Origin of the sequence: Trebonia kvetii (assembly GCF_007827045.1) — a bacterium.
Taxonomy (GTDB): domain Bacteria; phylum Actinomycetota; class Actinomycetes; order Streptosporangiales; family Streptosporangiaceae; genus Trebonia; species Trebonia kvetii.
In genome coordinates this window covers 232,135-257,668 of record NZ_RPFW01000004.1, presented here as the reverse complement: position 1 = coordinate 257,668, position 25,534 = coordinate 232,135, and the positions used below count along the sequence as shown (strand labels likewise).

Genomic DNA, 25,534 nt, shown 5'->3' with positions numbered 1-25,534 from the left:
AGCGGACGGCTATCAGCCGCGCGGCGTCTGCGCGAGCTCGATGAGCTGGTGAAAGTTCCTGGCAGCCTCCGCCGCTGAGGCGCCGGACACGATCACCAGCGCCGCCGCCGCGACCAGCAGCAGCGGCGACAGGCCGGGAGGCTGCGCGAGCAGTGCGGCGACCCGCCGCGGTACCGGGCCAGGACGCCCGCGCCGCCCGGACTCGGCAGGCCGCCCCTGCTCGTTCTCGGTGATCAGGCCGAGGGCGGCGATGGCGGGGTCACGGTCCGGCGGTGCGGCGGAGGCGGCAAGCGCCGCACGGGCGATCGCGCGGGCGACCAGCTTCCTGTCTCCCGCCTGCGCCGCGGCATGCTCGTCGGCCCAGCGCTCGACGACGTAGCAGACTTCGCCTGCGACCGGTCTGAGCAGCGGGTTGGCGGCGGCCGCAAGCCGGGCGGCCGAGGTGAACAGGTAGTGCGCGTTCCTGGCGTGCGCGCGCTCGTGGGAGAGCAGCACGCCGCGTTCCTCCCCGGCCAGGGCGCTGAGCATCCCGCGGGTGATCACGATCCGGCAGGGCCAGCCGGGGATGGTGTAGGCGTCGGCGGCCGCGTCTTCCGTCACGACGATCTCGCCGGCTCCGGGGAGCGTGCGGGCACGCCGGTAGGCCGCCCCGATCGCGCCGGCGCGCCACCACACGGCGCGCGTCGCGGCCACCGCCACCGCCGCGAGCAGGCCGCCCGCGATGATCGCCACCGGGAGCGACACCGCGTCGCCACGGCTGATCACCGGGTCGGACAGGTGCCCGACCCCGGCCACGAACGGGATCCGCAGCAGCGCGGACAGCGCGAGCATGCCGAGCACGGCGCTTGACGCGGCGGCCAGGGCAAGCGCGCTGAGCGTGAGCAGCCAGGTCGCGACCACCGGGCGCAGCCGGGCGGCGAGCGGCCGCGCGGCCAGCGCGGCGAGTGCCGGGATCAGCAGCGGCACATAGATGGCGACGTGCATGTCAGCGCCTGCCCTGGCCTGGCACGGCTAACCCCCGAGGTCCGGTTCTGCCAGGCTGGAGTCGGCGAGCATGCGGCGCAGCAGGTCCTCGTCGCTTTCCGACAGCGACGAGACGAACCTGGCGAGCACCGCGGCCCGGTCGTTCTCCTCGTCGAGTACGCGGGCCATGCGCCGTGCCGCAAGTCCCGGCTGGTCGGAGACGGGAGCGTAGCGGAAGGCGCGGCCGGCCTTGTGCCTGGCGAGGACGCCCTTCGCGTGCAGGCGGGAGAGAATCGTCACCACCGTGGTGTAGGCAAGGTGCCCGCCGATCAGGTCCTTCACCTCGCCCGGCGTCAGCGGGGCGTCGGCACGCTGCAGCGCGCCGAGCACCTCAGCCTCGAGCTCGCCGGATCCGCGGCGCCCCGGCTCGCCGGCATCCGCGTCGCCGGCCGGGTTCTTGGCCTCCGTTTCGCGCGCATCCTCGCGCATTGCCACGTATTGCTCCTTCAATTCGGCTAGCATCTACGAGCCTGTAGAAATTCTAGCGCGTGCCGGGCCGGGCGCTAGCCGGTATGCCACGGATCGTCCGGCCTCCGGCTAGTCTGGTCGCTTGTCGGCGCACGGCCCGGGTCAATCTGGGGGGCGGTGCGATCCGCCGGCATCCGTTCGGGACCGTCTTATTGGTTCTGCCCTGTCCAGCGGGGCGGAACAGCGGAAAGGGGAGGCCTGATGTCACACCACCTCACGTACCTGGAGGCGGTGGTCACCGGTCTCGTCCAGGGCGTGACCGAACTGTTCCCGGTCTCGAGCCTCGGGCACAACGTGCTGATCCCCGCGCTGCTCGGCGGGAGCTGGGCGAAGACGCTCAACGTGTCCGACCCGAATTCGCCGTACCTGGCCTTCGTCGTCGGGCTGCACGTGGCGACGGCGATCGCGATGATCGCCTACTTCTGGCGGGACTGGCTGCGGATCGCGCGCGGGTTCTTCTCCTCGCTGCGCAACCGGTCGGTCAGCACGCCGGACGAGCGACTGGCCTGGATGATCATCCTGGCGACGATTCCGGTGGGCATCGTGGGCGCGGCGTTGCAGAAGGAGTTCGTCAAGGTCTTCGCCAAGCCGGAGCTCGCCGCCGCCTTCCTGGCCGTCAACGGGGTCATCCTGCTGGTCAGCGAGCGGATGCGGCGGTCGCGCGATGACGCGGCGGCCGCTCGGGTGCCGGCGGCGGCGGCCGGACCGGTTCCGTCGGGCGGCCCGGTTTCCTCGGGCGCGCCCGCACGGCTTGACGGCGACCCGCAGGGGTACGCGCAGCGCCAGCAGCCATGGCAGCAGCAGTGGCAGGGGCCCGATCCGCGCTACGGCGAGGAGCAGCCACGCCAGGACCAGTACGGGCGTCCGCCGTGGGACGAGCGGCCGGCCGCGCCGGGCGGCGCGGACCCGCGGTACGCGGGAGACCCGCGGTATGGTCAGCCCCAGCCTGGGCAGCCGCAGTACGGTCAGCAGCCCCAGTACGGCAGCCAGCCGCAGTACGGTCAGCAGCCCCAGTACGGCCAGCCGCAGTACGGTGAGCAAGCCCAGTACGGCCAGCAGCCGCAGTACGGCCAGCAGCCGCAGTACAGGCAGGACCCGCGCGTCGCGCGTGACCCCCGCGAGCAGCCGGACGGGCAGCAGCGAGGCGGGCGGCATGGACACGGTGGCGGCCACGCGTCCGGGCAGGTCGCAGGGCGCGGCCGCGGTCACGTCGCGGGGCACGCCGCCGGTCACACGCCCGGCGGGCACGGCGCCGACATCGCGGCGGCGACCGACGAGGCGGTGGCCGCGGACCGGCGGCTGTCCACCATGGGATTCGGCCGGGCGGTGCTCGTCGGCTCCGCGCAGATCCTGGCGCTGCTGCCCGGCATCAGCCGGGACGGCATCGTCACGGTGGCCGGCGTGTCGCGCGGGCTCAACCGGGCGGATGCGGTGCGGTACTCGTTCCTGCTGTCCGCCCCGGTCATCCTGGCCGCGGGCGCGCTGAAGGCAAAGGACCTGGCCGGGCCGATGAGCAAGGGCATGCACGGCCCGATTCTCGTCGGCTCGCTGATTTCGGGAATTTGCGCCTATCTGTCGATCAGGTTCCTGACGAAGTACTTCAGCGAGGACAAGTCGCTCAATCCGTTCGGGATTTACTGCCTGATCGCGGGGCTTGGGTCGCTCGCTTACCTGGTGCTCAAGTAGGACGTGTCTAAAAAGTCCCCTTGCGTGCTTGGTCTCAGCGTCTGAGCGGTGTGACTCCGCCAGCCCGTGAGCTGGCCCGACCCGTATTTTTAGACACGTCCTTCCTGGCGGGCCGCGGAACGCGGCCCTACCATTGGCCTTAACCGAGCGTCTCGTCGGGAAACGAAGGCGATGGCCATGGGCCGTGAGTTCTTGCTGCCGGAACAGGCTGATTCCTGGGGCGAATTCAACGCGCGGCTCGAGTTCGAGCTGGCGGGCCAGGATCATGCTCACCGCCTGACGCCGCTGTGGTGGTCGTTGGGCGGATTGCTCTTCGGTGTCGCGCTCATCACTTCCGCCTACGCGTTCACCGACCACCACTGGTGGCTATGGCTGTGCATGCTCGCGGCGCTCGCGGCCTGCCTCACGATGGCGGTGCGGGCCGTCGACCGCGCCGACCGGGAGCGCAGCAGGAGAGCCGAGCTGGCGCGCCTGCAGGAAGCCTGGCAGGACCACCTGGATCGCGGGTCATCCGCTCGGTAGCCGCCCGCATTCCGCCCGCTAGGCGGTAACGCCCGGGACGACCAGGCCCGATTCGTAGGCGATGACGACCAGCTGCGCGCGATCGCGGGCGGCGAGCTTGGTCATGATGTGGCTGACGTGGGTCTTCGTCGTCAGCGGGCTGAGGTAGAGGCGGCCCGCGATCTCGTCGTTGGACAGGCCCTGCGCGACAAGTGCCAGCACCTCGCGCTCGCGCTCTGTCAGGCGGTCAAGGCCGGGGCCGGGCCGCGCCGGGTTTCCCTGCTGACGGCCGGCCGCGGCCGGCGGCGCGCCCGCCGTCCGGCTGGCGAGGGAGGCGATCACGCGGCGGGTCACGCTCGGCGACAGCAGCGCCTCGCCGCGGTGCACCACGCGGACGGCCCGGATCAGCTCTTCCGGCTCGGCGTCCTTGACGAGGAAGCCGCTCGCGCCCGCGCGCAGCGCCTGGTACACGTACTCGTCGGTCTCGAAGGTGGTCAGGATGACGACCTTCACCCCGTCCAGCGTGTCGGCCGCGGCTATCTGGCTGGTGGCCGCGAGGCCGTCGGTGCCCGGCATCCTGATGTCCATCCGGATGACGTCGGGCCGCTCGGACTTCGCCAGCTCCACGGCCTGATCGCCGTTGACGGCCTCGCCGATGACCTCGATGTCGTCCGCCGCTTCGAGCAGCACGCGGAAGCCGGCGCGGATCAGTGCCTGGTCGTCGGCAAGCAGGACGCGGATCATCGGGCCGCCTTCTGAGTCGGTGCGGCCGTGTCGGCAGTGGCCAGCCAGTGGTCGTCAAGCGGCAGGGTCGCCGCCACGCGGAAGCCGCCCGCCGGGCGCGGGCCGATCTCGAGTTTGCCGCCCGCCGCCGCCGCGCGCTCGCGCATGCCGCGCAGTCCGTGGCCCGCGGTGCCGGCCGGGACGGCGTGACCGGGGAGGCCGCGGCCCGTGTCGGTGACCTCGACGCGGATGGCAGAGGCGCCGTAGTCCACCGTCACCGCCGCCGTGGCGGGCCCGGCGTGGCGCAGCGTATTGGTCAGCGCCTCCTGGATGATGCGGAATGCCGACAGGTCGGTGACGGCCGGCAGCTTACGCCGCCTGCCTGTCACCGTCACGGTAACCGGCAGGCCCGCCGCGCGGACTCCCGTCACGAGGTCGTCGAGCCTGCTCAGGCCGGGTGTCGGCTGTGTCGGATCCGCGGGCTCTTCCCCGTCGCCTGTCGCGGTCCTGAGCACGTCGAGTATGGCGCGCAGCTCACGGAGCCCGTCCTTGCTCGCCGCGCGGATCGCCTTCAGCGACTCGGCCGCCTCGTCCGGGCGGTCGCGCAGCAGTTGCGTCGCCGCGGCGGCCTGCACGGTGATGGTGGCCATCGTGTGTGCCACCACGTCATGCAGCTCGCGGGCGATCCGCAGCCGCTCCTCCTCGACGCGCCGCTGCGCGTCGAGCGCGGCCTGCCTGGCCTGCTGCACGCGGGCGGTGTGCACGTAGCTCCGGTTGGCGATGGCGATCCCGACGAACAGCGCCACCGCGTTGTCCGCGGGGATGAGCCAGAACGACCCGCTGTAGGTGCCGAGCGGGTTGCTCGGCGCGGTGGCCGCCATCAGCACCAGGGTGACCGCGAGCGCCCAGGCCGTGGAGACGCGAACGGGGAACCTGGTCGCGATCGTCACCAGGGCGAGGGCGGGCAGCAGGACCGGCGCGCCGTTCACGTACCCGGGCAGGGAGTAGGCGACCACCGCCGCCGTGGCGACGCAGAGCACAAGCCGGGGATAGCGGTTCCGCCAGGCGAGGACCACGCCGCCGAGCAGGACAAGCAGCAGCGCGGGGGTGGGCGTGTGCGGCAGGTGGTGCCCGTTGGTGAAGTAGGCGCTCGGGTTGGTCGGATGCGCCTCGCCGTAGGCGGCGAGCAGCGCGACGACCGTGACCGCCCCGGCGATCGCGATGTCGCGGGCGGGCGGCCGCCGCGGGCCGCCGGGCTCGGTCCAGGCGCGCCGGGCCCAGCCGGGCAGCCACCCGGGCAGTGGACGCGTCTGGAGTTCTGTGCCCATGTGACGCAGCGTAGGCCCATTTCACCGGGCGCACCATCTACCGGGGTTGCGTGCCGACTACTCCCCAGGGAGTACGCCGGCCGCGGATACGGTGCCCGCTACTCGCCCGGTGGTAGCCGGCACTGACAACTTTCGCGGGACGCGCGAGTACGCGGGGTGGCGAGACCCTAGCGGTGGCTGGCGGACCTGCCGCCGGATCCCAAATGTGAGGAAGGCCCGAGATGCAGGCGCTCACCCGCTTCGTACTCCGCCACAAGGCGCTGGTTGCGCTGGCGTGGCTGCTTGTCGCCGTGGCCGGCGTCATGACGGTCGGCGGCACGACCCACCGGATGACCAACGACTTCTCCATGCCTGGGCAGGCATTCAAGACCGACAACCAGATTGTCGCCGAGTACGGCAACGGCGGATCGCAGGCACCCTACGTGCCCGTGCTTACCGTGCCGGCCGGGCAGCGGGCCACCGACCCCGCGGTCGCGGCGCAGGCCGGCCGGGTGTTCGCCGCGATCGCAGCGTCCGCACCGGGGCTCCGGGTCGCCGACTACAGCTCGACGCGGAACACGGCGTTCGTCACCAAGGACGGCCGAAGTACGTTCGCGCTCGTGTTCACGCCGCCGTCGACCTCCTTCGGCGGCTCGACGCAGGCCCCGGCGATCACCAAGGTCGCGGAGGCGGCGCTGCCCAAGGGCTGGCACTTCGGGCTGACCGGCGAGGACCTGCTGGCGAACGGCGCGCCGTCGTCCAAGGGCACCGGGATCATGGTGGAGACGATGATCGGTTCCGTGGGCGCGCTCGTGGTGCTCGCGCTGGTCTTCGGCTCGTTCCTCGCGCTCCTCCCGCTGCTGATCGGCGGGGTGTCCGTGCTCGGCACGTTCCTGATCGTCGGCGGGCTCACCGAGATCACCGGGATCAGCCAGATCGTGGAGTTCCTCATCGCCCTGGTCGGCCTCGGCGTGGCGATCGACTACTCGCTGCTCGTGGTGAGCCGGTGGCGCGAAGAGCGCGCGGCAGGACACGCCAATGAGGACGCGGTGACCATCGCGATGGAGCACGCGGGCCGCGCGGTGGTGTTCTCCGGGCTGACCGTGGCGATCGGGCTGCTTTCCATGATCGTGCTGCCGGTGCCGATGCTGCGCAGCGTCGGGTTCGGCGGAGTGCTCGTGCCGCTGGTTTCCGTGCTTGTCGCGATCACGCTGCTGCCGGTGATCCTGGCGTCGGCTGGGCCGCGGCTCGACTGGCCACGGCTGCGGACCGAGCGGCGACCGTCGCGCGTGTTCTCCTCCTGGGCCGCGGTCGTGTACCGGCACCGCTGGGTGTCCGCCGCGGCCGGCCTGGCGATCATGGGGCTGCTGATGGCGCCCGCGCTGTCGTTGCACCTGGGGCTGCCCGGCTCAGCGGCGGAAGCGACCGCCGGCCCCGCGCACGACGCGCTCGCCACCCTCACCTCGGGCGGCGTTCCCTCCGGTGTGCTCACCCCGGCCGAGGTGCTGACCTCGAGCGGTAGGCCGGCCGCGGTGGCCGCGCGGGCCGCGGGCCTGCCGGGCGTGTACGCGGCGGTTGCCCCGGGCTCCGCGGCGGGGTTCGCCCACGCCGGGACCTCGATCGTGGACGTGCTGCCTGTCACCGAGTCGACGCAGCCCGCCGGGCAGGCCGAGATCGCATCGGTCGAGGACGCGCTTGTGGGCGGCGCCGGTGTCATCGGTGTCGGCGGCGACGGCGCCTCGCTGATCGACTTCGACCACACGGTGTACGGGGACTTCCCGCTGATGCTGTCCCTCATCGCGGTCGCCACGTTCTTCCTGCTGACCCGGGCGTTCCGGTCGGTGGTGCTCGCGCTCAAGGCGGTCGTGTTCAACCTGATCTCGCTCGCCGCCGCCTACGGCGTGATGACCTGGGTGTTCCAGGACGGGCACCTGTCCAAGGCGGTGTTCGGCGTGCCGGCCACCGGGGCGATCACGATGTGGGTACCGCTGATGGTGTTCGCGTTCCTGTTCGGCCTGTCGATGGACTACGAGGTGTTCATCCTGAGCAGGATCAGGGAGGCCTACGACTCCTCGCGTGACGCGCGCAGCGCGGTGGTCACCGGCCTTGGCAGGACCGGGCGGCTGGTGACGAGCGCGGCGGCCATCCTGATGCTCGGCTTCGTGTCGATGTCGACGTCCGGGCAGACCGACCTGAAGATCCTCGCCACCGGGCTCGGCGCGGGCATCCTGGTCGACGCCGTGGTGGTGCGGTGCCTGCTGGTGCCGGCGATGGTGGCCCTGTTCGGCAGGGCGAACTGGTGGCTGCCCGGCTGGCTCGGGCGCGTGCTGCGGATCGCGGAGCCCGCGGCTACGGCGACGGTCCCCGTAGCAGCAGCGGCGATGCCGCCCGGGATCGCGAAGTCCCCTGTCCCGGCTTCCTGGCAGGGCGGAGCCTGACAGACCGGGTGCGCCCGATGGATGTGCAGTTGGGCCGGCGGGGGCCGGCCCAACTGCACATTCCTGGTTTCGGCGCCGGTGCTGGCGGATGATCCGCGGGGATAAATGGGATGCTTGGCCTTGGCGTGAAATCGGCTAGCCATCCTTGGCATCGGCCCCCTGGACGGCGATGGAGCTGGCTCCTACGGCGGGGCAGGCATCCGCCGGGCCGCTGTCCCGCGGCGCGGCGTTCTCCTCGGTGATCCAGGCGTCGATGCGCTGCCACCAGTCGTACAGCCAGCTGACCTGGGTGTCGTGACTGGCCGAGCGGGGGACTCCTCCCGCGGGTACGCGCCACCATTTGGCGCGGACCTCCATGTCGCCGAGCAGGCCGCGCCACACGTCGCGGACGCTGACCAGGCGGTCGAGGCCGGTGTGCGCCACGAAGATCACGTCCGCGGCCGGGCAGGCGGCGATCGCGGTCAGCGCGCCGCTCGCGTGCGGCGGCAGCACGTTGGGCATCGCGGCCGCGCGTTCCGCCAGATCGCGGCGGCCGCGGCGGCGCAGGTGGTCGATACCCCTGCGCCAGCGCAGCGGGGTCCAGTTGCCGCCCTCGGGGAAGATGACGAGCGCGCCGCGGCCGCTCAGGCCCGCCGCGAGCCGCCTGATCTGCTCGGTGCGGTGATGCGCGGCGGGCACGCCCACCTTCGGCTGCTTGTGCAGGAACGCGTTGGGCAGGCGGTTGGCCAGGATGTCCACACTCGGGTCGAGTTGCAGCGTGGCCTTCATGACCACGCGGGGACGGCGCTCGCACACGCTGAGCAGGTGGTGGATGAGCAGCAGCGAGTCGCCCGGGCCGGCGTGCCTGCTGAGTACGATGAGCGGGCGGTCACCGCCGGCGCTGACGCCGGTGCCGTGGGGGCCCGTCACCGTGACGCGCAGGCCGCAGGCGCGGTGCGCCGCACGGAAGATCTGGTCGAGGAACCGCCGCATGACGCTGTACTGGCGGGCCTGGTAGGGCTCCGTGTCCAGTCGCCCGCCGAACCCGCTCGCGATCCACAGGCAGAGGAAGACGGTCAGCGCCGCGATCTCGCCTGCCGACCAGGCGAGCCCGAAGAAGATCACCCGCAGCAGCCGCGAGCGCCGTTCCCCGTCGGCCCGCCGCCTGATCAGGCTGTAGGCGGCGGTGAGCATGGCCACCGGCGGGGTCAGCGCGGCAAGCGCGCCGGCGATGAGGACGACGAGTGGCACGAGGAGCAGGCGGCGAATCGGTGTCGGCGGCAGCATCGGCGGCTCCTGATCGCGGTCAGCGCGCGGTCCCTGCCACCTGGGCAAGGTAGGCAGCCGAGGCCGCGTATGAACGTTCGATACTGGTACTTACCTGATTCTTGCCTCTGTAACGGAACTGCCGCAGACCAGGCGGAAGACGTTCGCCGCCGGTGGGCAGCACGTGCACGCGGACTCCTGGCGGCAGCGCGGACATCTCCTCGTGAAACCGGTGCCGCCGCGCGATCTCGAACGCGACGAGACCCACCTCCCAGGGGCGCTTGGGCACGGGCAGCGGGCTTTCTATCCTGCCGACCTGCAGGACGTAGACGGTACTCGCACCGAGCGCCACGGCGCGGCCGACCGGGATCGAGTCGACGAGACCGCCATCGAAGTAGTGGGCTCCGTCGATCTCGACCGGGGGCAGCAGCCCGGGCACCGCGCACGACGCCATCACCGCCTGCACGAGCGGACCGCTGCTGAACCAGCGGGCGGTCGCGTTCTCGATGCTCGCGGCCACGCAATGGAACGGCAGCTTCAGGTCGGTGAAGTCGGCCGCGGGCAGCGCGTCGGCGAGCAGCCGGTGCAGCGGTTCTATCGCGTGCAGGTGCGTGCCCGAGCGCACCAGCCGGACCGTGCGGCCGAACATCGTCTCGCTGAACACCACGCCGAGCGACTCCCCTGCCCACAGGCCGGCCAGCCGTTCCGCCGCCCCCTCCGGGTCAGCCCCGACGAACGCGCCGTTGACCGCTCCGATGGACGTGCCGACGACCAGGTCCGGACGGATCCCCGCCTCGGCGAGCGCGCGCAGCATGCCCACCTCGTGGGCACCGAGGAGTCCGCCGCCGCCCAGAACGAATGCAATCGTCACCTGGTGAAGGCTTACCAGCGGGACCCGACGCAAACCCACGGGGGGTGAGCGGCCGGGCCTAGGGCACCTGCGCCACGCCCACGATCATCACCGCTTCGCGCTCCGGCGGGACGGGGACCTTCGGCCAGCCGGGACGCCAGGTCCGCGCGTCCCCCACGCCAGGCGGGATAAGCGGCAGCTCGCCGAAGAACGACGCGAACTCATTCGCGGAATGCTTGTAAAGCGGGGCCGATCCCCTCTTGTTGTACAGATCGAAGAACTTGTCCGCCGCCGGCCCGTCCGCCAGGCCCATGGTGAGTATCACGTAGCTGCCTGGCGCGAGCCGCGCCGTGTACCGCGCCACCAGGTCCTGCCCCGTCTCCACGGGGAAGAAGTGCAGCAGTGCGGCCATGATCACGCAGGCGGGCTGGGACAGGTCGAGGCCCCCCGACACCGCGTCGATCACTTTCTCCACGTCGCGCACGTCGCCGTCCACGATGGTCAGCCCGGCCTGCTGCCTGGCCGGCAGGCAGCGCAGGTGGCTCAGCACGATCGGGTCGATGTCGACGTACGCCACCCGCGCGTCCGGCATGCTGATGCGCGCCGACTCGTGCGTGCCGGGCGACGTGGGCAGCCCGCAGCCGATGTCGATGAACTGGCCGATCCCCTGCCCCGCGGCCCAGCTGACGGCGAGGTCGAGGAACCGCTTGTTCTCCGTGACGGTCACCGTGATCGGCGGGAAGATGTCGATGAGACGCTGCGCGAGCTCCCGGTCGGCGGCGAAGTTGTCCTTGCCGCCGTTGATGTAGTCATAGACCCGGGCGATGGAGGGCGTGGTTGGGTCAAAGTCGGCCACGAACCGCATGGTACGCCGGTTTGATCACGCTGTCGGGGCCCAATGCTGCGGTAAGAGTCAGCCGAACCCGTTCGGGATAATCCTGTCGCTTGTGCTAGCCGAACAGGGACACCACGGGGGAATGATCTCGCGCGGGCGGGCCGGCCGGCGACGGCGCGCGGGACGTGACGGTGCGGAAGATGCCCGCGGGGACCCGGCACTGGTCGAGGAGCGAATCCTCGCTGACGCCCTCGGCGGCGAGCAGCTCCAGCGCCCGCGGCAGCATCGACGGCTGCTCGAGCACGGTGATCAGGCCGGGCTCGCTGCGTCGCCAGCCCCGGCTGGTCAGGGTGTTCATCGCGTTGCGGTAGCTCACCTCGGACAGGGTGCCGAGGCGGCGTGCCCGGTACAGGAGCGCCTGGATGCTCGTGCCCCAGTGTTCCTTGAGGCGGGCCAGGACCTGCCAGGCACCGCGGTTCATCGCCGTCGGCAGGTGCTCGCGGATGTCCGCCCGCGGCATGAGGAACTCCGCCGCGAACCGGTTCGCCTGGTCTTCGATCATCCGGCCGCCCGGCTCGGCGTCGGCGTGCATCACCAGGTGGCCGAGCTCGTGGGCGACGTCGAACCGCTGCCGGTAGTAGTCGTGCTTGACCGGGTTGAGCACGACCACCGGGCGTAGCCTGCTGTCGAAGGAGTACGCGTCGACGTTCGCGGTCTGCGGCGGGCTGAATACGACGAGCACGCCGTGGTTTTCCAGCAGGCGTACCAGGTGCGGAGCCGGTCCGGGCGCCATCGCCCACCGCCGGCGCACCTCGCGGGCGGCCTGCTCGGGTAGGTCGTCCGCGCCTTCCGCCGCCGTCTCGGGCGTGACGGGCAGGAGCGGGAGATCCGGCTCCGGGTACTCGACGTGCTTTTCCAGGCTCGCCGCGATGTCGACGGCCAGCTGCCCGTAGCCGAACGCCTGGTCGCGGGCCAGCTGGGTGGTGGAGCGGAGCGAGCGGAAGTGCGGCGGACCGGACAGCGCGGCGATATCGCTCGGCCGCATCGCGAAGAACCCGGGCTCGACGCGCAGGCTCAGCGCCAGCCTGGCCACCGTGGCGGGCGTCGGTCGCTTGCCGCCTGACTCCCAGCCCGCGACGGCGGTGGGGGTCATGCCGACCAGGGCCGCCAGGTCGGACTTGCGCAGCCCCGCCAGGTGGCGCGCGAGGGTGAGGCGGGCGCCGTCGAAGAACGCGGCGGCATCCGCGGCGCGATCGGCGCGCCCGGCACCGCGGGGATCAGCCGGAATCACGGAGTCGTTCGCCCTTGACCACGCGGAGGCGGACGGCGGCGTCGGGGACCGCCGAGGCGCCCGGGTCCTGGTGGCGAGCCTCGGCCGGTGCGCCAAGGTCGGCTGTGCCTGGGTCGCCTGAGCCGGAGTCCGCTGAGCCGGGTTCGGCAGCGCCGGGTTCGCCGGTGCCGGCCAGCGGGATGGCGAGCAAGTCCTCGTGCCAGTGCCAGGCGGGGTCGCCGCGGACGTTTAGCTTCGGGCGGCCGAAGAGCAGCTCGGCATCGCCCGTGGTCGCGTCAAGGCTGTGCGCGACCATGTAGGTGACCGGGTCGAGGTGGCGCTGCGCGGCGCGCAGCAGTTCGTCGAACGGCGTTGACCCGTCCGCGGGCACCTCTTCGAAGAGGGACGGCTGCCGCGGATGCGGGTCCGGGCTGACCTGCATGGCGACGATCTGCTTGGTGGTCGACCGCTCGGACCAGGGCAGGGTGCGCAGCCTGCCGAACTCGCCCGCCGCGAGCAGGAACCGCCGGTCGCCGTACGTCCAGCCCGCGCTGCCGTACAGGTCGGTGCGGGTGACGTGGCCGGGCGCGATCCGCGGCATCGTCGTCAGGTCGTGCTCAGACAGCTCGGCGTACAGCACGTCCGCGTCCCTCGTGCCGTCGTCGATGGACACGGCGTACCGCTCGCAGGAGAACACGCGGTCAAGCCGGTCGCGGAACAGGGTGAACCGCGTCATGCCAAGCCACGCGTGGTCGTGCCCGTCGTCCTCGCAGAAGGACTCGAGCGAGCGGCGGACGGCCGACTCGTAGGCCCAGCGGATGCCGGCCAGCACGCCGCCCGCCCGCAGTTCCGCGATCACTTCCTGCTGTTCGCCCATAGGATGAAAATACACCGCTGGCAGTAAAAAGCGTCTGATTATGAACCGGCGTGGCGCGGTTAGTGCGAGCCGCTCCACGGCGCGGGCGCGATGACCCAGAGCACCTCACTCGGCCCCTCGCTGGCATTGCGCCAGGTGTGCGGCTCGCGGCCGGAGAAGGTGACCGTGTCGCCGGCGGCGAGGGCCTTCGTCTCGTTCTCGAACGTCACGGTGATCGCGCCGGACAGCACGTGAACGGCCTCCACGTCGCCGTTGACCGTGTACAGCTCCGCTCCCCCGGTGGCGCCGGCCGCGAGCCGTGACCTGATCAGCTGGAGCCGGGACTCTGAGCGCGGCGTCAGCATCCGCTCGGTCGCGCCGCTGCCGCCCATGTTGATCAGCGGTGCGGCCGTCAGCGTGACAACCTCGTGCGCGGGGCTCTCGAACAGCGACCCCACCGGGATAGACAGCACCTCGCACAGGCTCACAAGCGTCGTGACGCTTGGCGAAGTGACGTCGCGCTCGACCCGGCTGATGAACCCCTTGGTCAGCCCGGTCGCCTCGGCCAGCTGGTCCATCGTCATGCCCTGCGCCTGGCGCCCCGCCCGCAGCCGCGCACCGATCCGCAGCCGCTCGTTCGACGGGGACGGGAGCAGGGGACGCATGGCACCGACCCTAGCTGGTCACCTGGTCACCAGGGCGACGCCGGCCAGCGTCTCGCCGTCGCGCGGCGGCACGGGCTCGGACAGCGGGACGTCGGGCCGCCATTCCCTGGCGTCCACCAGGCCGGGTGGCATCAGCGGCAGCGAGCCGAAGAAGCTGGCGGCATCGGCGGCCGAGTGGTTGTACACCGGTCCGGCCCAGTTCGAGTACGCGCGGAAGAACCCGACGGCGCGCGGGCCGTCACCGCGGCCGAGCGACAGGATCAGGTAGCTGCCGGGGACAAGAGCTGCGATGTAGCCCGCGACCACGGCCCGTGCCTCGGCCGCGGGGAACAGGTGCAGCAGGCAGCCAAGGATCACGCAGGCCGGCTGGCTGAGGTCGAGGCTGCCCGACACGTACTTGAGCACTCCTGCCACGTCGCGCACATCGGCTTCGACGACGGAAACGACGCCCTCGTGACCGTGCTCGGACAGCGCCCTCAGGTGCGAGATCGTCACCCGGTCGCAGTCGACGTAGACCACCTTGGCGGCGGCGTCGACTGCCTGCACGACGTCGTGCGTGGTCGGCTCGGCCGGCATGCCGCAGCCTAGGTCGAGGAACTGGCGGATGCCCCGGCGCGCCGCCCACGCGGACGCGCGCGCGACGAATTGCCGGTTCTCCGCGACGAGTTCCGCGAGCTCCGGGAAGATCATGATCAGTTCGTCAGCGACGGACCGGTCGACGGCAAAGCTGTCCTTGCCGCCGAGCAAATAGTCATAAATCCGCGCGCTTGATGGCGTGTGCGGATCGAACCCCCCGTGCACACGGATGATGCTACGGATTGCACGTGCATTCGACCACCCCGGATTCGGGGTTCATGATTTGAGGTCGGCGACAAGGGTCGCGGCGACGGCTTCCTCGTACACTGCGCGGCCGTGCACGGTCATGGTCTCCTCGAGCCCTGGATCCCACGGGGTCGGCCGACCGCTTCCCGCCAGCCGCACGTGGTCGGCGTCGGCCTTGATCGCCGCCTCGTAGTCGGGGGCGGCGAACCGCCAGGGCGTCGCGTGGTGCCTGTCGATGATGCTCGCGGCGATGCCGACGCCTGGCCAGTCGAAGTCGCCGTGGTAGCGCAGCGCGCCGTCCGCACTGGTGATCGCGGCCGCCAGCCGGTGAAAGGCCGTCGACGGCTGTCCCTCGGTGCAGATCAGCGGCCGGGCGGCGGGGCCCAGGTCCCCGGCGGCGCGGCGCAGCACGGCCGGGTTCTCGCAGGCGTGCACGATCACACCGGCCTGGATGGCGAGCGGCATGGTGACCAGCTGGTGCAGGGTGATGTAGAACGGAATGCCGTACGTGCTCGCCGAGGTGAGCCACTCCCCCAGGCCGCGCCCCTCGGCCGGCAGGTTCAGCACCAGGACCCGGCTGGCCAGGTCGTCCACGACGATGCCGCACTGGTCCCACAGGTCGCGCCGCTCCTCGGTGGTCCGCGGGCGCGACGCCCCCTGGCGGAACGCGAGCGCCCGCAGCACCAGCGTGGCGAGCGCGGTGCCCTGGCCGAGCGCCTTGGTGTCGCCGGTGATCGTCGCCGCGAGCTCCGCCAGCTGCGCCGGCGCCGCCTTCAGCTCGAGGCGCTGCTCGATCCATTCGAGCACCCGCGCCGCCTGCCGCAGCTGGGCCGCGTCGCCGGTGTTGACCAGCTTGGTCAGCGACCCGTCGGCGGCGAGCCCGGCGAGCCACGCCTTGAACCAGTCCCGCTCGCCGAGGAAAGACTTTTCCACCGAACGGGTTGTGGCTTCGCGTCCGTCGGCCAGCCGCTGCCGTTCCGCCGGGCGGTCCCGCAACGCCGGGCCGAGCCGTTCGAGCAGCTCGATGAGGCCGTGGCCGGAGGCTTCGCGGATGGCGTGATCCAGGTCGGCGAGGCGCACGGCGAGCACGCTGACTCCCTCTGGCCGGTACTGGCCGGTGATCCCGATGATCGCCCGGCGCTCCTTGTCGTCGGGCGTCTTCACCGTGACGGTGCGGGTCAGGTCGCCGCCCGTCCGCTCGAGCGACTTGCGGGCGGCATCGAGGAGACGCCGGTAGTCCGATCCCGCGTATCCCCGGACATCTCGTGGCGCGATCTGTCCCTGGACGGCGTGCCCGTGGGGGGCGGCGCCGTTGACCGCTGTGGTCTCGGCGTCCTCGACGTCTTCGTTTGGCATCCGGCGTGGCCTCCTCTCCGTTTCCGGCTAACCACCGCCGGCACGGGGCGCTATCTGAGTGTGCACTCTACAGAGTGTGACTCCGGAGGGGCCGCACTAAGCGTCGCCACTCCGGTACGGAACGTGCGATTTAGCGGCGGTGCGGCTTGCTTGACCGCTCCGGCACCGGACGAGGCCGGCCGGAAGTAAGTCCCGGCAGTGACTAGAAGTAGCCGTGGGCGGCGGCGAGGATGAGCGCGTCGTCGAGCAGGCGCGCCGTCTCGTCCGGGTCGTCGGGGCCGTCGGAGCCCCAGGACTCCACTGCGACGGAAAGGGCGGCCGTCAGGTCGTCGGGCAGCCACTGCTGCGACGGGTCGGTGATCTGCCTGGCGGCCGCGACGGCCGCGGCGGTCTCGCCGGCCGCGAGGTGGGCGGCGAGCAGCGGGAACAGGTACACCCACCGGTACATCGCACCTGAGCCGAGCGTGGTCAGCCGCGCCGCCCCGAGCTCGGCGGCGCGCCTGATCACCTCATCCGGGCGGCCGTCTTGCCAGGCGAGCCAGATCGCGACGGCCATGCCCCCGGTCAGCCGGCTGGTCTCGCCGCCGACTTCCTCCGCCGCCTTGAAGGTCCTGGACAGCAGGGTGCGCACCGCGCGCGTGTCGCGGCGGCGCAGCGCGGTCAGCGTGAGGGACAGCAACGCGAAGTCGCGCAGGTGCGACTCGCCGATCCGCTCCGCCAGGCGCACCGCCCTGGTCAGTTGCTCGGCCGCCTCAGCCAGGTCGCCGCGCAGCCACAGCGCCCAGCCGAGGAAGTGGGTGGCGTAGCCCACGTCCTTGTCTCTGTCCTCGCCCGCGTGGTCGGCCGCCTCGATGCTGGCGCGCAGGTTCGCGATGTCCTCGTCCTCGACACGCAGCCGGTTCCGCAGCAGCTTCTGCAGCGTGCACAGCCGGTAGAAGATCGTCTTTCGCGGCGGGGCGCCGCTGGCCTCGACAAGCGGCCGTGCCTGCTCGAGAACGGCGAGCGCCGGGTCGGGATCGAGGCGCATCACGTACATGTCGGCGCGGCCGTCAAGCATGAGTTCGAGCCACAGGTCGACCTGCTCGGGGCCGGCGTCCGGCCGCATGGCATCGCCGCCGAGCAGCGCCTCGGCCGCGGTGAACTCCGCCTCGGCCGCGTCGTAGCTGAGCTCGGCGAGTTCCAGGCGACCGAGCCTGATCCGAAGGCGCGCCCGCAGCAGCCGGTCGAGCGGGTGCGGGCCCGCGTCGGCGATGCGCAGCGCCGACTGGAACGCGCTCCTCGCCTCGTCGCGATGTGCCGTCCGCCACAGCACGGCGGCGAGCTTGGCGTGCAGCCGAACGGCGTCCGGCGGCCCCGCGCCGTCGGGAATTCTCGCCGGGGGCCCGGCCGCGTACCGTTCCGTCACCGCCAGGGCCTCGCGGAACGCTGCGATCGCCTCGTCGTTGGCGAACGCCTCCCTGGCGTGGTCGCCGGCCAGTTCGAGGTAGTGCACGGCGCGGCCGGCATCCTCGGCGCTCGCGTAGTGACGGCCGATCACCGCGGCGAGCTCGGTGAGCCTGTCCCCCTTCACGGCCTCGAGCGCCCGGGCGGCCCTGCCATGCAGGTCACGGCGCTCGGTCCGCAGCAGCGCCAGGTAGGTCGCCTCCTGGATCAGCGCGTGCCGGAACCGGTAGACCGAGCTCGGGCGATCGTGCGGCTCGCGGTGCACCAGGTCGCTCGCGGACAGTTCGGCGAGGACTCCGGCGAGCGCGGCCGGCCCCGTGCCGAGCGTCCCCGCGAGCCAGTTCGTGGTGAACTCGGCGCCGAGGACAGCGGCGGCGCGGATCGCGTCGCCCGCCGCCGGGCTGAGCCGGTCAAGGCGAGACCGCACCAGCCGTTCGAGCACCTGCGGAAGCGGCGACTCCGCCGACTCGCTCAGCTCCCAGGTGCCGTCCTGCCTGACGAGCGCCCCGGTTTCCAGCATCTCGGCCAGCCGCTCCTCGAGGAACAGCGGGTTGCCCTCGGCGCTCGCCAGCGCGGCGGCGAGCACCTCGGGACCGCTGACCTGCCCGATCAGCGACCGGGCGAGCGTCACCGCGTCCGCCTCGCCGAGCGGGCGCAGCCGGATCGCCAGCGCCGGCGGCGTGGCCCGCTGCGCGGTGCGGGTCCCGGTCCGCGTCGCGGTCTGCTCCGCGGGACGCGCGGCGAGCGCGGTCAGCGTGCCGGCCGCGGGGCCGTCGCCCGGCCTGCTCGTCGCGAGAAGCAGCAGCGGGCGGCTGACCGCCAGGTCCGCGAGCTCGACGGCGAGGCGCAGCGAGGTCGGGTCCGCCCAGTGCAGGTCCTCAAGGACGAGCACCGTCGGCGCCATGGCGGTGAACCTCGCCACGAGGGCACGGACCGCGGCGAACGCCTGGCCCCGCTGCTGCTCCGCGCTGACGTGGCCGCCGTCCCGGCCGCCGTCCCTGCCGCGGTTCCGCGATGCCGCGATGCCAGGCTCGGCCGGCGGGAGGCCCATTAGGTGGCTGAGCGGCGCGAGCAGGTTCGTGTTGCCCATCAGGTGCTGCAGCGCGTCGGCCAGGGCAGCACGGATCTGCGCGGGCGGCTGGTCGAGTGCGATGCCGATCCAGCTCGCGATCAGGTGGCGGAACAGGCTGTACGGCGTCGCGGAGGCGTAGGAGGGGGCGCGGCCCTCGAGCCACAGCGGGCGCCTGCCGGTGCCCGCGCCGACCCAGCCGATGAACCGGCCGCGGGACTCCTGGACCAGGCGGGTCTTGCCGAGTCCCGGTTCGCCGGTCAGCAGCACGACGCGGCCGCGGCCCGCGACAGCCTCGCGCAGCGCGTTGTCGAGCAGGCGCAGCTCGGCCTGGCGGCCGATAAGCGGCGCGCGCCCGCCGAGCCTGGGCCGCCGGTCCGCCGCCCTGGCAAGCGGCGCGTCCAGGTAGGCGGCCGCGAGCGGCGGCGCGCCAGGCGCGACCGCCACCTCCTCGGTCTCCCCCCAGCTGAACAGGTGCGCGGTCACCGCCCTGGTCGCCCGGCCGACGAGCACCGCGCCTGGGCGTGCCGCGGATTGAAGCGCCGCCGCCACGCTGACGACGTCGCCAAGCGCAGCGTATTCGACCTTCGCACCGCCGCCGATCGGTCCCACGAGGGCGGGACCCGACTCGACGCCGATCCGCAGCGTCGGTCCCGTCGCCTCGCCGGAGTCCGGCCAGGAGCCGTCGGCGGCACCGCCGCCGACCGCCGGGGCCAGTGCCAGCGCGGGCACGCTCGCCGCCGTCGCCGACAGCGCGCGGTAGGCGGCGCGGACCGCCCGTTCCGGGTCGTCCTCATGCGTCTCAGGTGCGCCGAACATGGCCTGCAAACCGCGGCCGGACACCGAGCTGACGGTGCCGCCGAGCGCCTCGACCTCGGCGATTACCGCCGCGAGCGACGCACCGACGTGGTCCCGTAGCGCCTCTAGGCCGAGCCGTGCGGCGAGGCCGGCCGGGGCGGCCACCTCGGCGAACAGCATGGTGACCAGCCGGCGCTCCTCACGGGGCACGCGCGGCGGCTCGTGACGCGCAGGGTGGCCGCTCGACACGGCGGCGCCGCTGGTCGCGGGGCCGCTCGTCGCGGCGGGACTGTTCGTCGCGGAGCCGTACGTTGCGGCGGGGCCGGGCGGGGCGGCGAAGCCGGGCGGCTCGGGCACGGGACCGGGGCCGAACGGTCCTGCCCGGTGCGCGGCGTGCGCGCCTTGCGTCGCCTGCGCGCCTTGCGTCGCGTGCGCGGATTGCGCGGCGGCGGGCCACGTCGGCGGCGCGGGTTCGGCGGACGGCGCTGGCGGCGCCGGGGAGGGGAGCCTTCTGGCGTCCGCCGCCGCGTAGACCCGTTCGAGTGACGGGGAAATCCGCAGGCCGAGCTCTTCGAGTGCCGCGCGGCTGCGCTCGAAGACCCGGGCGGCCTGCTCGGGCCGGCCGGCGCCGAGGTAGCCGCGGATCAACGCGGCGGCGGCCTCCTCACAGGCAGGGTCGTGGTCGAGGACGGCGAGCCAGGCCGCCGTCACGTCATCGGGCGCGCCGCGGCCCGCTCCCTTGGCCCGGTCGCGCGCCAGCACAAGGCGGCCCTCCTGGCGCAGCCCGTCCAGCCGGTCCCGCGCCCGGTCGGCCCACTCAGCGTACGGCTCGTCGGATAGCAGCTCGTCGTCTTGTGCTAGCGCCGCGGACAGCACGTCGTCCCGCTCAAGGCCCGGCCCGAGGGCAAGGCCGGCGCGCACCGCGGTCGCCTGGAGGTCGGCGTCGACCTCCAGCTCGGGCGACAGCCAGACGTGCGTCAGGTCCGCGCGGAGCAGCGAAGCGCCCGGCTCTCCGAGCTCGGCCAGCGCGGCGCGGGCCATGGACAGCGCCTTGGACAGCGAGCGGGCGGCAGCGCGCGGCGCCAGCCGCGGGAACAGCTCCTCGCAGGCGAGATCGCGGGTCATACGCCGGCCTGGCGTAACAAGGAGGAGCTCGCACAGCCGCCGCGCGCTAGGCCTCGTCCACGAGCCGGCGACCCGGTCGCCCGCCGTGACGGTAAAAGGGCCAAGCAGCCTGACCCGCACCGTCTGCCCGGCAGGCGCGTCCTGCGCGATTCCCGCGACCACCCATTCATTATCGCGGCGCGGACCGACATTCCTGACATGCTTTTTCCTGCTCTACCGCGCCCACGCTCCGTGCCCGCCGGACGTCTTATTCCCGCGCCCCGCCGCCGCTCCGCCAAGGCATCAGCCGCTCCGCCCGGCGGGAACACCGCGGGAACAGCACCTCCCTAACTTAGATTTCGGAGGTAAGAACGATGAACATCTCGTACCTGCTCTATCAGGCGGAACGGCCGCTCACCGCGGCACAGCAGCGGGAAGCCGACATCACGACTGGACAGATGGCCGCCGCCATCGGACGGGCCGGGCACACGCTTCGGCTCGCCGTCACGGGGTTCGCGGGGACGAAGCGGGCGCACCGCCGACCGGTCGTCGCGACGTGCGCGGTGCCGCGTCCGCGTTAAGCCCAGAAAGCCAGTGAGCCGGTGACCACCTGGCGGGGTCACCGGCTCACTTCTCTCTTGCCGTCTCGCAAGGCTGGTTCGGCGGAGACTGCCGATCTAATGCCTACTACATTCGTCATTATCGGCTATGATGAAGAATGTGTCAGCCGCTAGGGATCAACTCGCCACGCCGCTCTCTGTCGCGCGTTCGCTGCGCGTGCTCGGCACGCACGTGTCGAACTGGCGGAAGCTGAACCGGCTGACTGCGGCCCAAGTGGCCGAACGGTCCGGGATCTCGCGGGACACCCTCCGTGCGATCGAACAGGGCAAGGGCACCGTGAGCATGGAGAACCTGTTCCGTGTGCTGCGGACCATCGGCATCATGGACGCCGTGGTTAAGGCGGCCGACCCGTACGAGACCGATGTCGGCCGGCTCCGCATGGATGAGATCCTGCCCAAGCGGGTGCGCGACTGATGGCCGAGCGCCTTCCCGTCGAGGTCACCGTGGAGATCGACGGGCGCGAAGTCGTCGCGGGAACGCTCTGGGTGCACGGGCGCGGCGGACAGTCCGCGTCTTTCCGCTATGCAGATTCCTATCTGACCAGTTCCCGTGGTTACTCACTTGACCCGGTGCTGCCGAAGGCGGCCGGGGTGTTCCACACGCCACCTGGTCGGGCGATGTTCAGCGCCTTCGCCGACAGCGCCCCAGACCGCTGGGGAGAGAATCTCATGCGGCGCGAAGAGCGGGAGCGTGCCCGGGCGTCGGCCAGCACGCCGCGAACGTTGGGCAAGGCGGACTTCCTGCTCGGCGTCCGGGACGACACCCGGCAGGGGGCCATAAGGTTCCGGCAGTCAGGGAGTGACAGCTACTACTCACGGCATCACCATGCGGTCCCGCGACTGATTGAAGTCGCCCGGCTCATGCGTGCCGCGGAGCGACTGGAGTCTGAAGGCACCTTCGACAGGGACATCGCGGACCTCATCGATGCCGGCAGTTCACTGGGCGGTGCGCGCCCGAAGGCGGCGATCACCGATGCGGCCGGGCGGCTGACGATCGCGAAATTTCCGCGGGCCGGCAGCGACCAGTGGGATGCGCCTGCCTGGGAAGAGGTGCAGCTGCGGCTCGCCCGGCGGGCTGGCGTAACGGTGGCCGAGTCCGAGTTGCTCCCTGTCGCAGGGCGGCACGTGCTGCTCGTGGAACGATTCGACCGACGAGATGGCCAGCGGATCGGCTTCACCAGCGCGCTCACCATGCTGGAGGCAGGCGACGGCGAGCGGCGCAGCTACCTCGAGATCGGTGAGATCATCGAGCGGCACTCCCCCCGGGCCGGTGGTGACCTGCGTCAGCTTTTCCGGCGGATCGTCTTCTCGATCCTCACCGCGAACACCGACGATCACCTACGCAACCACGCCTTCCTGCGAGAGCGTGACGGGTGGCTTCTGTCACCTGCCTACGACCTGAATCCCAGTCCGGACAGTCCAAGCCGGCTGACCACAGCGATCGACATCGATGACGACGCCGCGAGCATCGAGACCGCGATGTCGGTGAGCGGCTACTTCCGGCTCCCGGCGCACGACGCTGCCGCGATCGTCACCGACGTCGAGCGGGCCACGGCCGGCTGGCGGCGAGTCGCCGCCGATCTCGGACTGCCCAAGGCTCAGGTCGTTCGGATGGCCGACGCCTACGAGACTGACCAGCGCCGCATCGCCCGGTCGCTGAGCACCGCCTGAGTGCGTCTTCGCGGTCGGGCCAAGGCAGCCACGGCCACCTCGCGGCGGGAACACCGCGGGAACAGCACCTCCCTAACTTAGATTTCGGAGGTAAGAACGATGAACATCTCGTACCTGCTCTATCAGGCGGAACGGCCGCTCACCGCGGCACAGCAGCGGGAAGCCGACATCACGACCGGACAGATGGCCGCCGCCATCGGACGGGCCGGGCACTCGCTCCGGCTCGCCGTCACGGGGAACGCGGGAACCAAGCGGGCGAACCACCGCCCGGCTGTCGCGAATTGCGCGGTACCGCGTCCACGTGAAGCCCAGTGAGCCGGCGAGCCAGTCTCTTCCGTTGAGTGAGTACCGTTAGGCCGGCCAGAACCGGGCCAGAACCGGCCTAACGGTACTCACTCGTCTACGAGGCATCGTCTTCGTCGTCTTCCGGGTCGTCTGGGGAGGACACGGCGGGGACGTAGAGGGTGGCGTCGGTGCCGAGCGGGGTGTGGCGGGTGGGGCGATGCTTGCGCCATTCCGGGCCCGCCATGCCCGATTTCTTCCGTCCCGTCCATCTGGCGCAAACGATATCGGGGTGCGCATTCGGTTGCGGAAAGGAGATTTGCTAACTCTCGCGCGTTATCGCATGACTGACCGTAATCTTTGCATCACGGCATCGATGAGGTTCTTCATCCTGCCCTTCCTCCTGAGGTTCTTGGGGCCAGAACGATCAGGATTAAAGAGGATCACAATTGGGGCGCGGTCACGATGCCGAGGGGGCAGGTGTGCCGATGGATGGTGAAAGAATCGACGTTCGGCTTGAGCCGCTTGTAGTGCGTGACGGGTGCGCGCCGGGGCGCACGCCGGCCGGGCGGTGGCCGTCGGATGGCGTGCTGGTGCGCAGCGAGCAGTTCGCGGTGAACGAGGCCATCGCGGAGCTTGGTGACGGCGGGCTGTTCGCGGTGCACGCACCGCCGGGAACCGGGGTGTCCGAGGTGTACGGCGACCTGGTCGCCGCGATCGTCACCGAACGGGCGCGGCGCATCGCCGAATTGCCGGACCCGGGGGCGGCGTTCGGCGAGCCGCTGGCCTGGGGCTCGCACATCGTCGTCGCGCCCGTACCAGAATTGGTGGGCTCCGAGATCGTGCTCGCGTCACCGGAGCGCGCCACCGGGGTGCTGCGCCAGTCTCCCGGCCTGCCGCCGCTCGGTGCGCGCTGGCGCGACCGTGCCGCGCGGGTCGACTACTTCGCGTCCACGGCGCGGCTGTCGGACGGGGTCGGCGCGTGGGCGATGCTCGCCGCCCGGCTCGCCGACCAGCCCGCCAACCGGGGCTTCGCCGAGCGCTGGTGGCACGGCACGATGCGGGGCACCGACGTGCTGTTCCCCGCGGGCGAGTCCATGGCCGCCGCGCTGCGGCGGCTGAAGGGCACCACGATCTACTGGCCGGCCTGCGTGGAGTGGTTCCGCTCCACGATGGGAAAGGCCGAGAGGCTAGCCACAGAACGGATGGCGGTCGCAACCGCACTCACCCGCCTCTCTCAACTCGAGCAGGCCTGCGAGGAGGCATCCTGTCGCGTCGAGTCCGCGCAGGCCGGCGTCGCGGACCTGGAGAAGCGTGAGCCCGCGGCCAGGGAACGGGCGGCCGCGGCGGAGGAGGAGTACCGGACCACGCTCGCCGCGCTCGGTGCCCATGACCTGAGCCGGCCGGCCATGACGACCGTGACACCGCAAGGGGTGGAGGCGCTGCGGTCGCGCGGTGCGCTGTCGGTCGCAGTGGCCGGCGGGGTGCGCCGCGGCAGGAACTGGCGCAGCTGGTCGCTGGGCCGCCGCGAGCTGCGCACCGCGTGCGAGGCGGCGGAGCAGCGGTGGAAGGCGGCGCTGCGCGACGCGGAGGCACTGCACGCAAGCGTGACGGCGGCGCATGCCGACGCCGAAGAGAAGATCGCCGAGGTCGCCCGGCTTGCCGCTGAGATGGAGCCGCACGCCGAGGCGGTCGACGCGGCCAGGCAACGGTGGGGCGACCACGTGCCGGTAGGGCCGTCGCAGAACGAGACGGAAGACCCCGCGCTCATCGAATGGCGGGAGACGTCGGCGCCGTGGGCCGACGAGGAGTACGTGAACGCGCGCACCGAGGCGTTCATCGCCGCCATCGAACTGCACAAGGCGCTCATCGTGGCGCGGGCGGAAGTGTTCGAGGCCAACCTGGCCGCGCTCATGGACCTTATCTCCGGGGAAAATTCGGCCGTCGCCGATCAGGCAGCCGACGATCAGGCAACCGATGCACAGTCGGCGGCGCGGCTAGCCGCCTGGCAGTCGTTCTTCCTGGTGGTGCCGGTCCTCCAGGTGCCATTCGAGGCGGCCGGCACGCTGCTCGACGGTCTCGGCGCCGAGGCGCTCGGCTGGCTCTTGGCAGCGGGCACCGATCGGATCGCGGCCGACGACGTGCCACGCCTGCTGCGAGGGTTCCGCCGCGCCGTCTTCGCCGGCGACACGGTTCTCGCGGGCGAAGTTGACGACGCCGCCGTCGAGGGCGCGGCTGCCGAGCCGCTGGCGGCGGAAATCGCGGACGTTCCGGTGCTTGCGCAGGCAACGGCGCAGCATCTGGCCGACGGCATGGTCCGCTACGGCACCTGGCTGCCGTCCGGGTCCCCCGGGCCGGCCGACGACGCCCGGCTGCGCTGGGTCGGCACGCCGCTGCGCGTAGTCCACGGCCAGGACCGCAGCACGGTCGACCGCCGCAACGACCTCGCCTACGACGGCCTGCTGATCACCGACAGGGAATAGCGGCCTCACTGGCTGACAT

21 protein-coding genes are annotated in these 25,534 nt (G+C 71.9%); 8 read left to right on the top strand and 13 right to left on the bottom strand.

The genetic code is table 11. The features are described from left to right. Positions 1 to 12: 12 nt before the first annotated feature. Both EAS64_RS21160 and EAS64_RS21155 read right to left on the bottom strand, forming a co-directional pair. Positions 13 to 984 carry a M56 family metallopeptidase gene (locus EAS64_RS21160; protein ID WP_145855296.1) on the bottom strand — a complete coding sequence of 324 codons (972 nt, stop codon included), beginning with the start codon at positions 982 to 984 and terminating at the stop codon, positions 13 to 15. 27 nt (positions 985 to 1,011) lie between these two features. Then, positions 1,012 to 1,452 (bottom strand): BlaI/MecI/CopY family transcriptional regulator, encoded by a 441-nt coding sequence (locus EAS64_RS21155; protein ID WP_145856603.1) that lies wholly within the window; start codon positions 1,450 to 1,452, stop codon positions 1,012 to 1,014. Positions 1,453 to 1,692: 240 nt separating this feature from the next. Here EAS64_RS21155 and EAS64_RS43710 point away from each other — a divergent pair, with 240 nt between their 5' ends. Both EAS64_RS43710 and EAS64_RS21140 read left to right on the top strand, forming a co-directional pair. Next, complete coding sequence (locus tag EAS64_RS43710; RefSeq protein WP_187366078.1) at positions 1,693 to 3,177, top strand: undecaprenyl-diphosphate phosphatase; 1,485 nt, start codon at positions 1,693 to 1,695, stop codon at positions 3,175 to 3,177. 177 nt (positions 3,178 to 3,354) lie between these two features. Then, a complete protein-coding gene (locus EAS64_RS21140) occupies positions 3,355 to 3,699 on the top strand; it encodes a TMEM14 family protein (RefSeq protein ID WP_145855294.1) in 345 nt (114 codons plus the stop codon). Between the two features lie 18 nt (positions 3,700 to 3,717). Here EAS64_RS21140 and EAS64_RS21135 read toward each other — a convergent pair whose 3' ends face one another. Beyond that, positions 3,718 to 4,422, bottom strand: a complete 705-nt coding sequence (locus EAS64_RS21135) for a response regulator (RefSeq protein WP_145855293.1) — start codon at positions 4,420 to 4,422, stop codon at positions 3,718 to 3,720. Continuing rightward, positions 4,419 to 5,729 carry a sensor histidine kinase gene (locus tag EAS64_RS21130; RefSeq protein ID WP_145855291.1) on the bottom strand — a complete coding sequence of 437 codons (1,311 nt, stop codon included), beginning with the start codon at positions 5,727 to 5,729 and terminating at the stop codon, positions 4,419 to 4,421. The genes EAS64_RS21135 and EAS64_RS21130 overlap by 4 nt, the downstream gene beginning before the upstream one ends. A gap of 221 nt (positions 5,730 to 5,950) precedes the next feature. Between EAS64_RS21130 and EAS64_RS21125 the strand changes: the two genes are divergently transcribed. Next, positions 5,951 to 8,146, top strand: a complete 2,196-nt coding sequence (locus EAS64_RS21125) for an MMPL family transporter (protein WP_145855289.1) — start codon at positions 5,951 to 5,953, stop codon at positions 8,144 to 8,146. Positions 8,147 to 8,281: 135 nt separating this feature from the next. On the opposite strand, the gene EAS64_RS47960 is transcribed toward EAS64_RS21125, so the two are convergent. The 9 genes from EAS64_RS47960 to EAS64_RS21080 all read right to left on the bottom strand — a co-directional run bounded on the left by EAS64_RS47960 (position 8,282) and on the right by EAS64_RS21080 (position 20,642). Next, positions 8,282 to 9,412 carry a 1-acyl-sn-glycerol-3-phosphate acyltransferase gene (locus EAS64_RS47960; RefSeq protein ID WP_145855287.1) on the bottom strand — a complete coding sequence of 377 codons (1,131 nt, stop codon included), beginning with the start codon at positions 9,410 to 9,412 and terminating at the stop codon, positions 8,282 to 8,284. 19 nt (positions 9,413 to 9,431) lie between these two features. Next, a complete protein-coding gene (locus EAS64_RS21115; protein WP_145855286.1) occupies positions 9,432 to 10,262 on the bottom strand; it encodes a patatin-like phospholipase family protein in 831 nt (276 codons plus the stop codon). A 58-nt stretch (positions 10,263 to 10,320) separates the two neighbouring features. Continuing rightward, positions 10,321 to 11,097, bottom strand: coding sequence for an SAM-dependent methyltransferase (locus EAS64_RS21110; protein ID WP_187366077.1), 777 nt, complete (start codon positions 11,095 to 11,097; stop codon positions 10,321 to 10,323). A gap of 94 nt (positions 11,098 to 11,191) precedes the next feature. After that, positions 11,192 to 12,367, bottom strand: a complete 1,176-nt coding sequence (locus EAS64_RS21105; RefSeq protein WP_246115796.1) for an XRE family transcriptional regulator — start codon at positions 12,365 to 12,367, stop codon at positions 11,192 to 11,194. Further along, complete coding sequence (locus EAS64_RS21100) at positions 12,354 to 13,223, bottom strand: hypothetical protein (protein ID WP_145855282.1); 870 nt, start codon at positions 13,221 to 13,223, stop codon at positions 12,354 to 12,356. The genes EAS64_RS21105 and EAS64_RS21100 overlap by 14 nt, the downstream gene beginning before the upstream one ends. Before the next feature lie 59 nt (positions 13,224 to 13,282). Next, positions 13,283 to 13,867 (bottom strand): helix-turn-helix domain-containing protein, encoded by a 585-nt coding sequence (locus EAS64_RS21095; protein ID WP_145855281.1) that lies wholly within the window; start codon positions 13,865 to 13,867, stop codon positions 13,283 to 13,285. An 18-nt stretch (positions 13,868 to 13,885) separates the two neighbouring features. Continuing rightward, positions 13,886 to 14,668: an SAM-dependent methyltransferase gene (locus tag EAS64_RS21090; protein ID WP_187366076.1), complete on the bottom strand. Its 783-nt coding sequence runs from the start codon at positions 14,666 to 14,668 to the stop codon at positions 13,886 to 13,888. Between the two features lie 51 nt (positions 14,669 to 14,719). Beyond that, a complete protein-coding gene (locus EAS64_RS21085; RefSeq protein WP_145855277.1) occupies positions 14,720 to 16,045 on the bottom strand; it encodes a TIGR02679 family protein in 1,326 nt (441 codons plus the stop codon). A gap of 202 nt (positions 16,046 to 16,247) precedes the next feature. Further along, a complete protein-coding gene (locus tag EAS64_RS21080; protein WP_145855276.1) occupies positions 16,248 to 20,642 on the bottom strand; it encodes an ATP-binding protein in 4,395 nt (1,464 codons plus the stop codon). Positions 20,643 to 20,833: 191 nt separating this feature from the next. Here EAS64_RS21080 and EAS64_RS21075 point away from each other — a divergent pair, with 191 nt between their 5' ends. The 5 genes from EAS64_RS21075 (at position 20,834) to EAS64_RS21055 (ending at position 25,515) form a co-directional block, all read left to right on the top strand. Then, positions 20,834 to 21,040: a hypothetical protein gene (locus EAS64_RS21075; RefSeq protein ID WP_145855274.1), complete on the top strand. Its 207-nt coding sequence runs from the start codon at positions 20,834 to 20,836 to the stop codon at positions 21,038 to 21,040. A gap of 139 nt (positions 21,041 to 21,179) precedes the next feature. Further along, a complete protein-coding gene (locus EAS64_RS21070) occupies positions 21,180 to 21,494 on the top strand; it encodes a helix-turn-helix domain-containing protein (protein ID WP_222849486.1) in 315 nt (104 codons plus the stop codon). Then, the gene (locus tag EAS64_RS21065) at positions 21,494 to 22,750 is read left to right on the top strand and encodes a type II toxin-antitoxin system HipA family toxin (RefSeq protein WP_145855270.1); all 1,257 of its coding nucleotides are present in this window, start codon (positions 21,494 to 21,496) and stop codon (positions 22,748 to 22,750) included. The genes EAS64_RS21070 and EAS64_RS21065 overlap by 1 nt, the downstream gene beginning before the upstream one ends. Before the next feature lie 99 nt (positions 22,751 to 22,849). Further along, complete coding sequence (locus EAS64_RS21060) at positions 22,850 to 23,065, top strand: hypothetical protein (RefSeq protein WP_145855268.1); 216 nt, start codon at positions 22,850 to 22,852, stop codon at positions 23,063 to 23,065. Between the two features lie 455 nt (positions 23,066 to 23,520). Next, entirely contained in the window at positions 23,521 to 25,515 is a 1,995-nt protein-coding gene (locus EAS64_RS21055) for a hypothetical protein (RefSeq protein WP_145855266.1), read from the top strand. Positions 25,516 to 25,534: the final 19 nt, after the last annotated feature.

Coding starts and splice junctions, on each gene's coding strand:
- EAS64_RS21160 (WP_145855296.1), bottom strand. CDS start 984: ATGCACGTCGCCATCTATGTGCCGCTGCTGATCCCGGCACTCGCCGCG.
- EAS64_RS21155 (WP_145856603.1), bottom strand. CDS start 1,452: ATGCGCGAGGATGCGCGCGAAACGGAGGCCAAGAACCCGGCCGGCGAC.
- EAS64_RS43710 (WP_187366078.1), top strand. CDS start 1,693: ATGTCACACCACCTCACGTACCTGGAGGCGGTGGTCACCGGTCTCGTC.
- EAS64_RS21140 (WP_145855294.1), top strand. CDS start 3,355: ATGGGCCGTGAGTTCTTGCTGCCGGAACAGGCTGATTCCTGGGGCGAA.
- EAS64_RS21135 (WP_145855293.1), bottom strand. CDS start 4,422: ATGATCCGCGTCCTGCTTGCCGACGACCAGGCACTGATCCGCGCCGGC.
- EAS64_RS21130 (WP_145855291.1), bottom strand. CDS start 5,729: ATGGGCACAGAACTCCAGACGCGTCCACTGCCCGGGTGGCTGCCCGGC.
- EAS64_RS21125 (WP_145855289.1), top strand. CDS start 5,951: ATGCAGGCGCTCACCCGCTTCGTACTCCGCCACAAGGCGCTGGTTGCG.
- EAS64_RS47960 (WP_145855287.1), bottom strand. CDS start 9,412: ATGCTGCCGCCGACACCGATTCGCCGCCTGCTCCTCGTGCCACTCGTC.
- EAS64_RS21100 (WP_145855282.1), bottom strand. CDS start 13,223: ATGGGCGAACAGCAGGAAGTGATCGCGGAACTGCGGGCGGGCGGCGTG.
- EAS64_RS21095 (WP_145855281.1), bottom strand. CDS start 13,867: ATGCGTCCCCTGCTCCCGTCCCCGTCGAACGAGCGGCTGCGGATCGGT.
- EAS64_RS21085 (WP_145855277.1), bottom strand. CDS start 16,045: ATGCCAAACGAAGACGTCGAGGACGCCGAGACCACAGCGGTCAACGGC.
- EAS64_RS21075 (WP_145855274.1), top strand. CDS start 20,834: ATGAACATCTCGTACCTGCTCTATCAGGCGGAACGGCCGCTCACCGCG.
- EAS64_RS21065 (WP_145855270.1), top strand. CDS start 21,494: ATGGCCGAGCGCCTTCCCGTCGAGGTCACCGTGGAGATCGACGGGCGC.
- EAS64_RS21060 (WP_145855268.1), top strand. CDS start 22,850: ATGAACATCTCGTACCTGCTCTATCAGGCGGAACGGCCGCTCACCGCG.
- EAS64_RS21055 (WP_145855266.1), top strand. CDS start 23,521: ATGGATGGTGAAAGAATCGACGTTCGGCTTGAGCCGCTTGTAGTGCGT.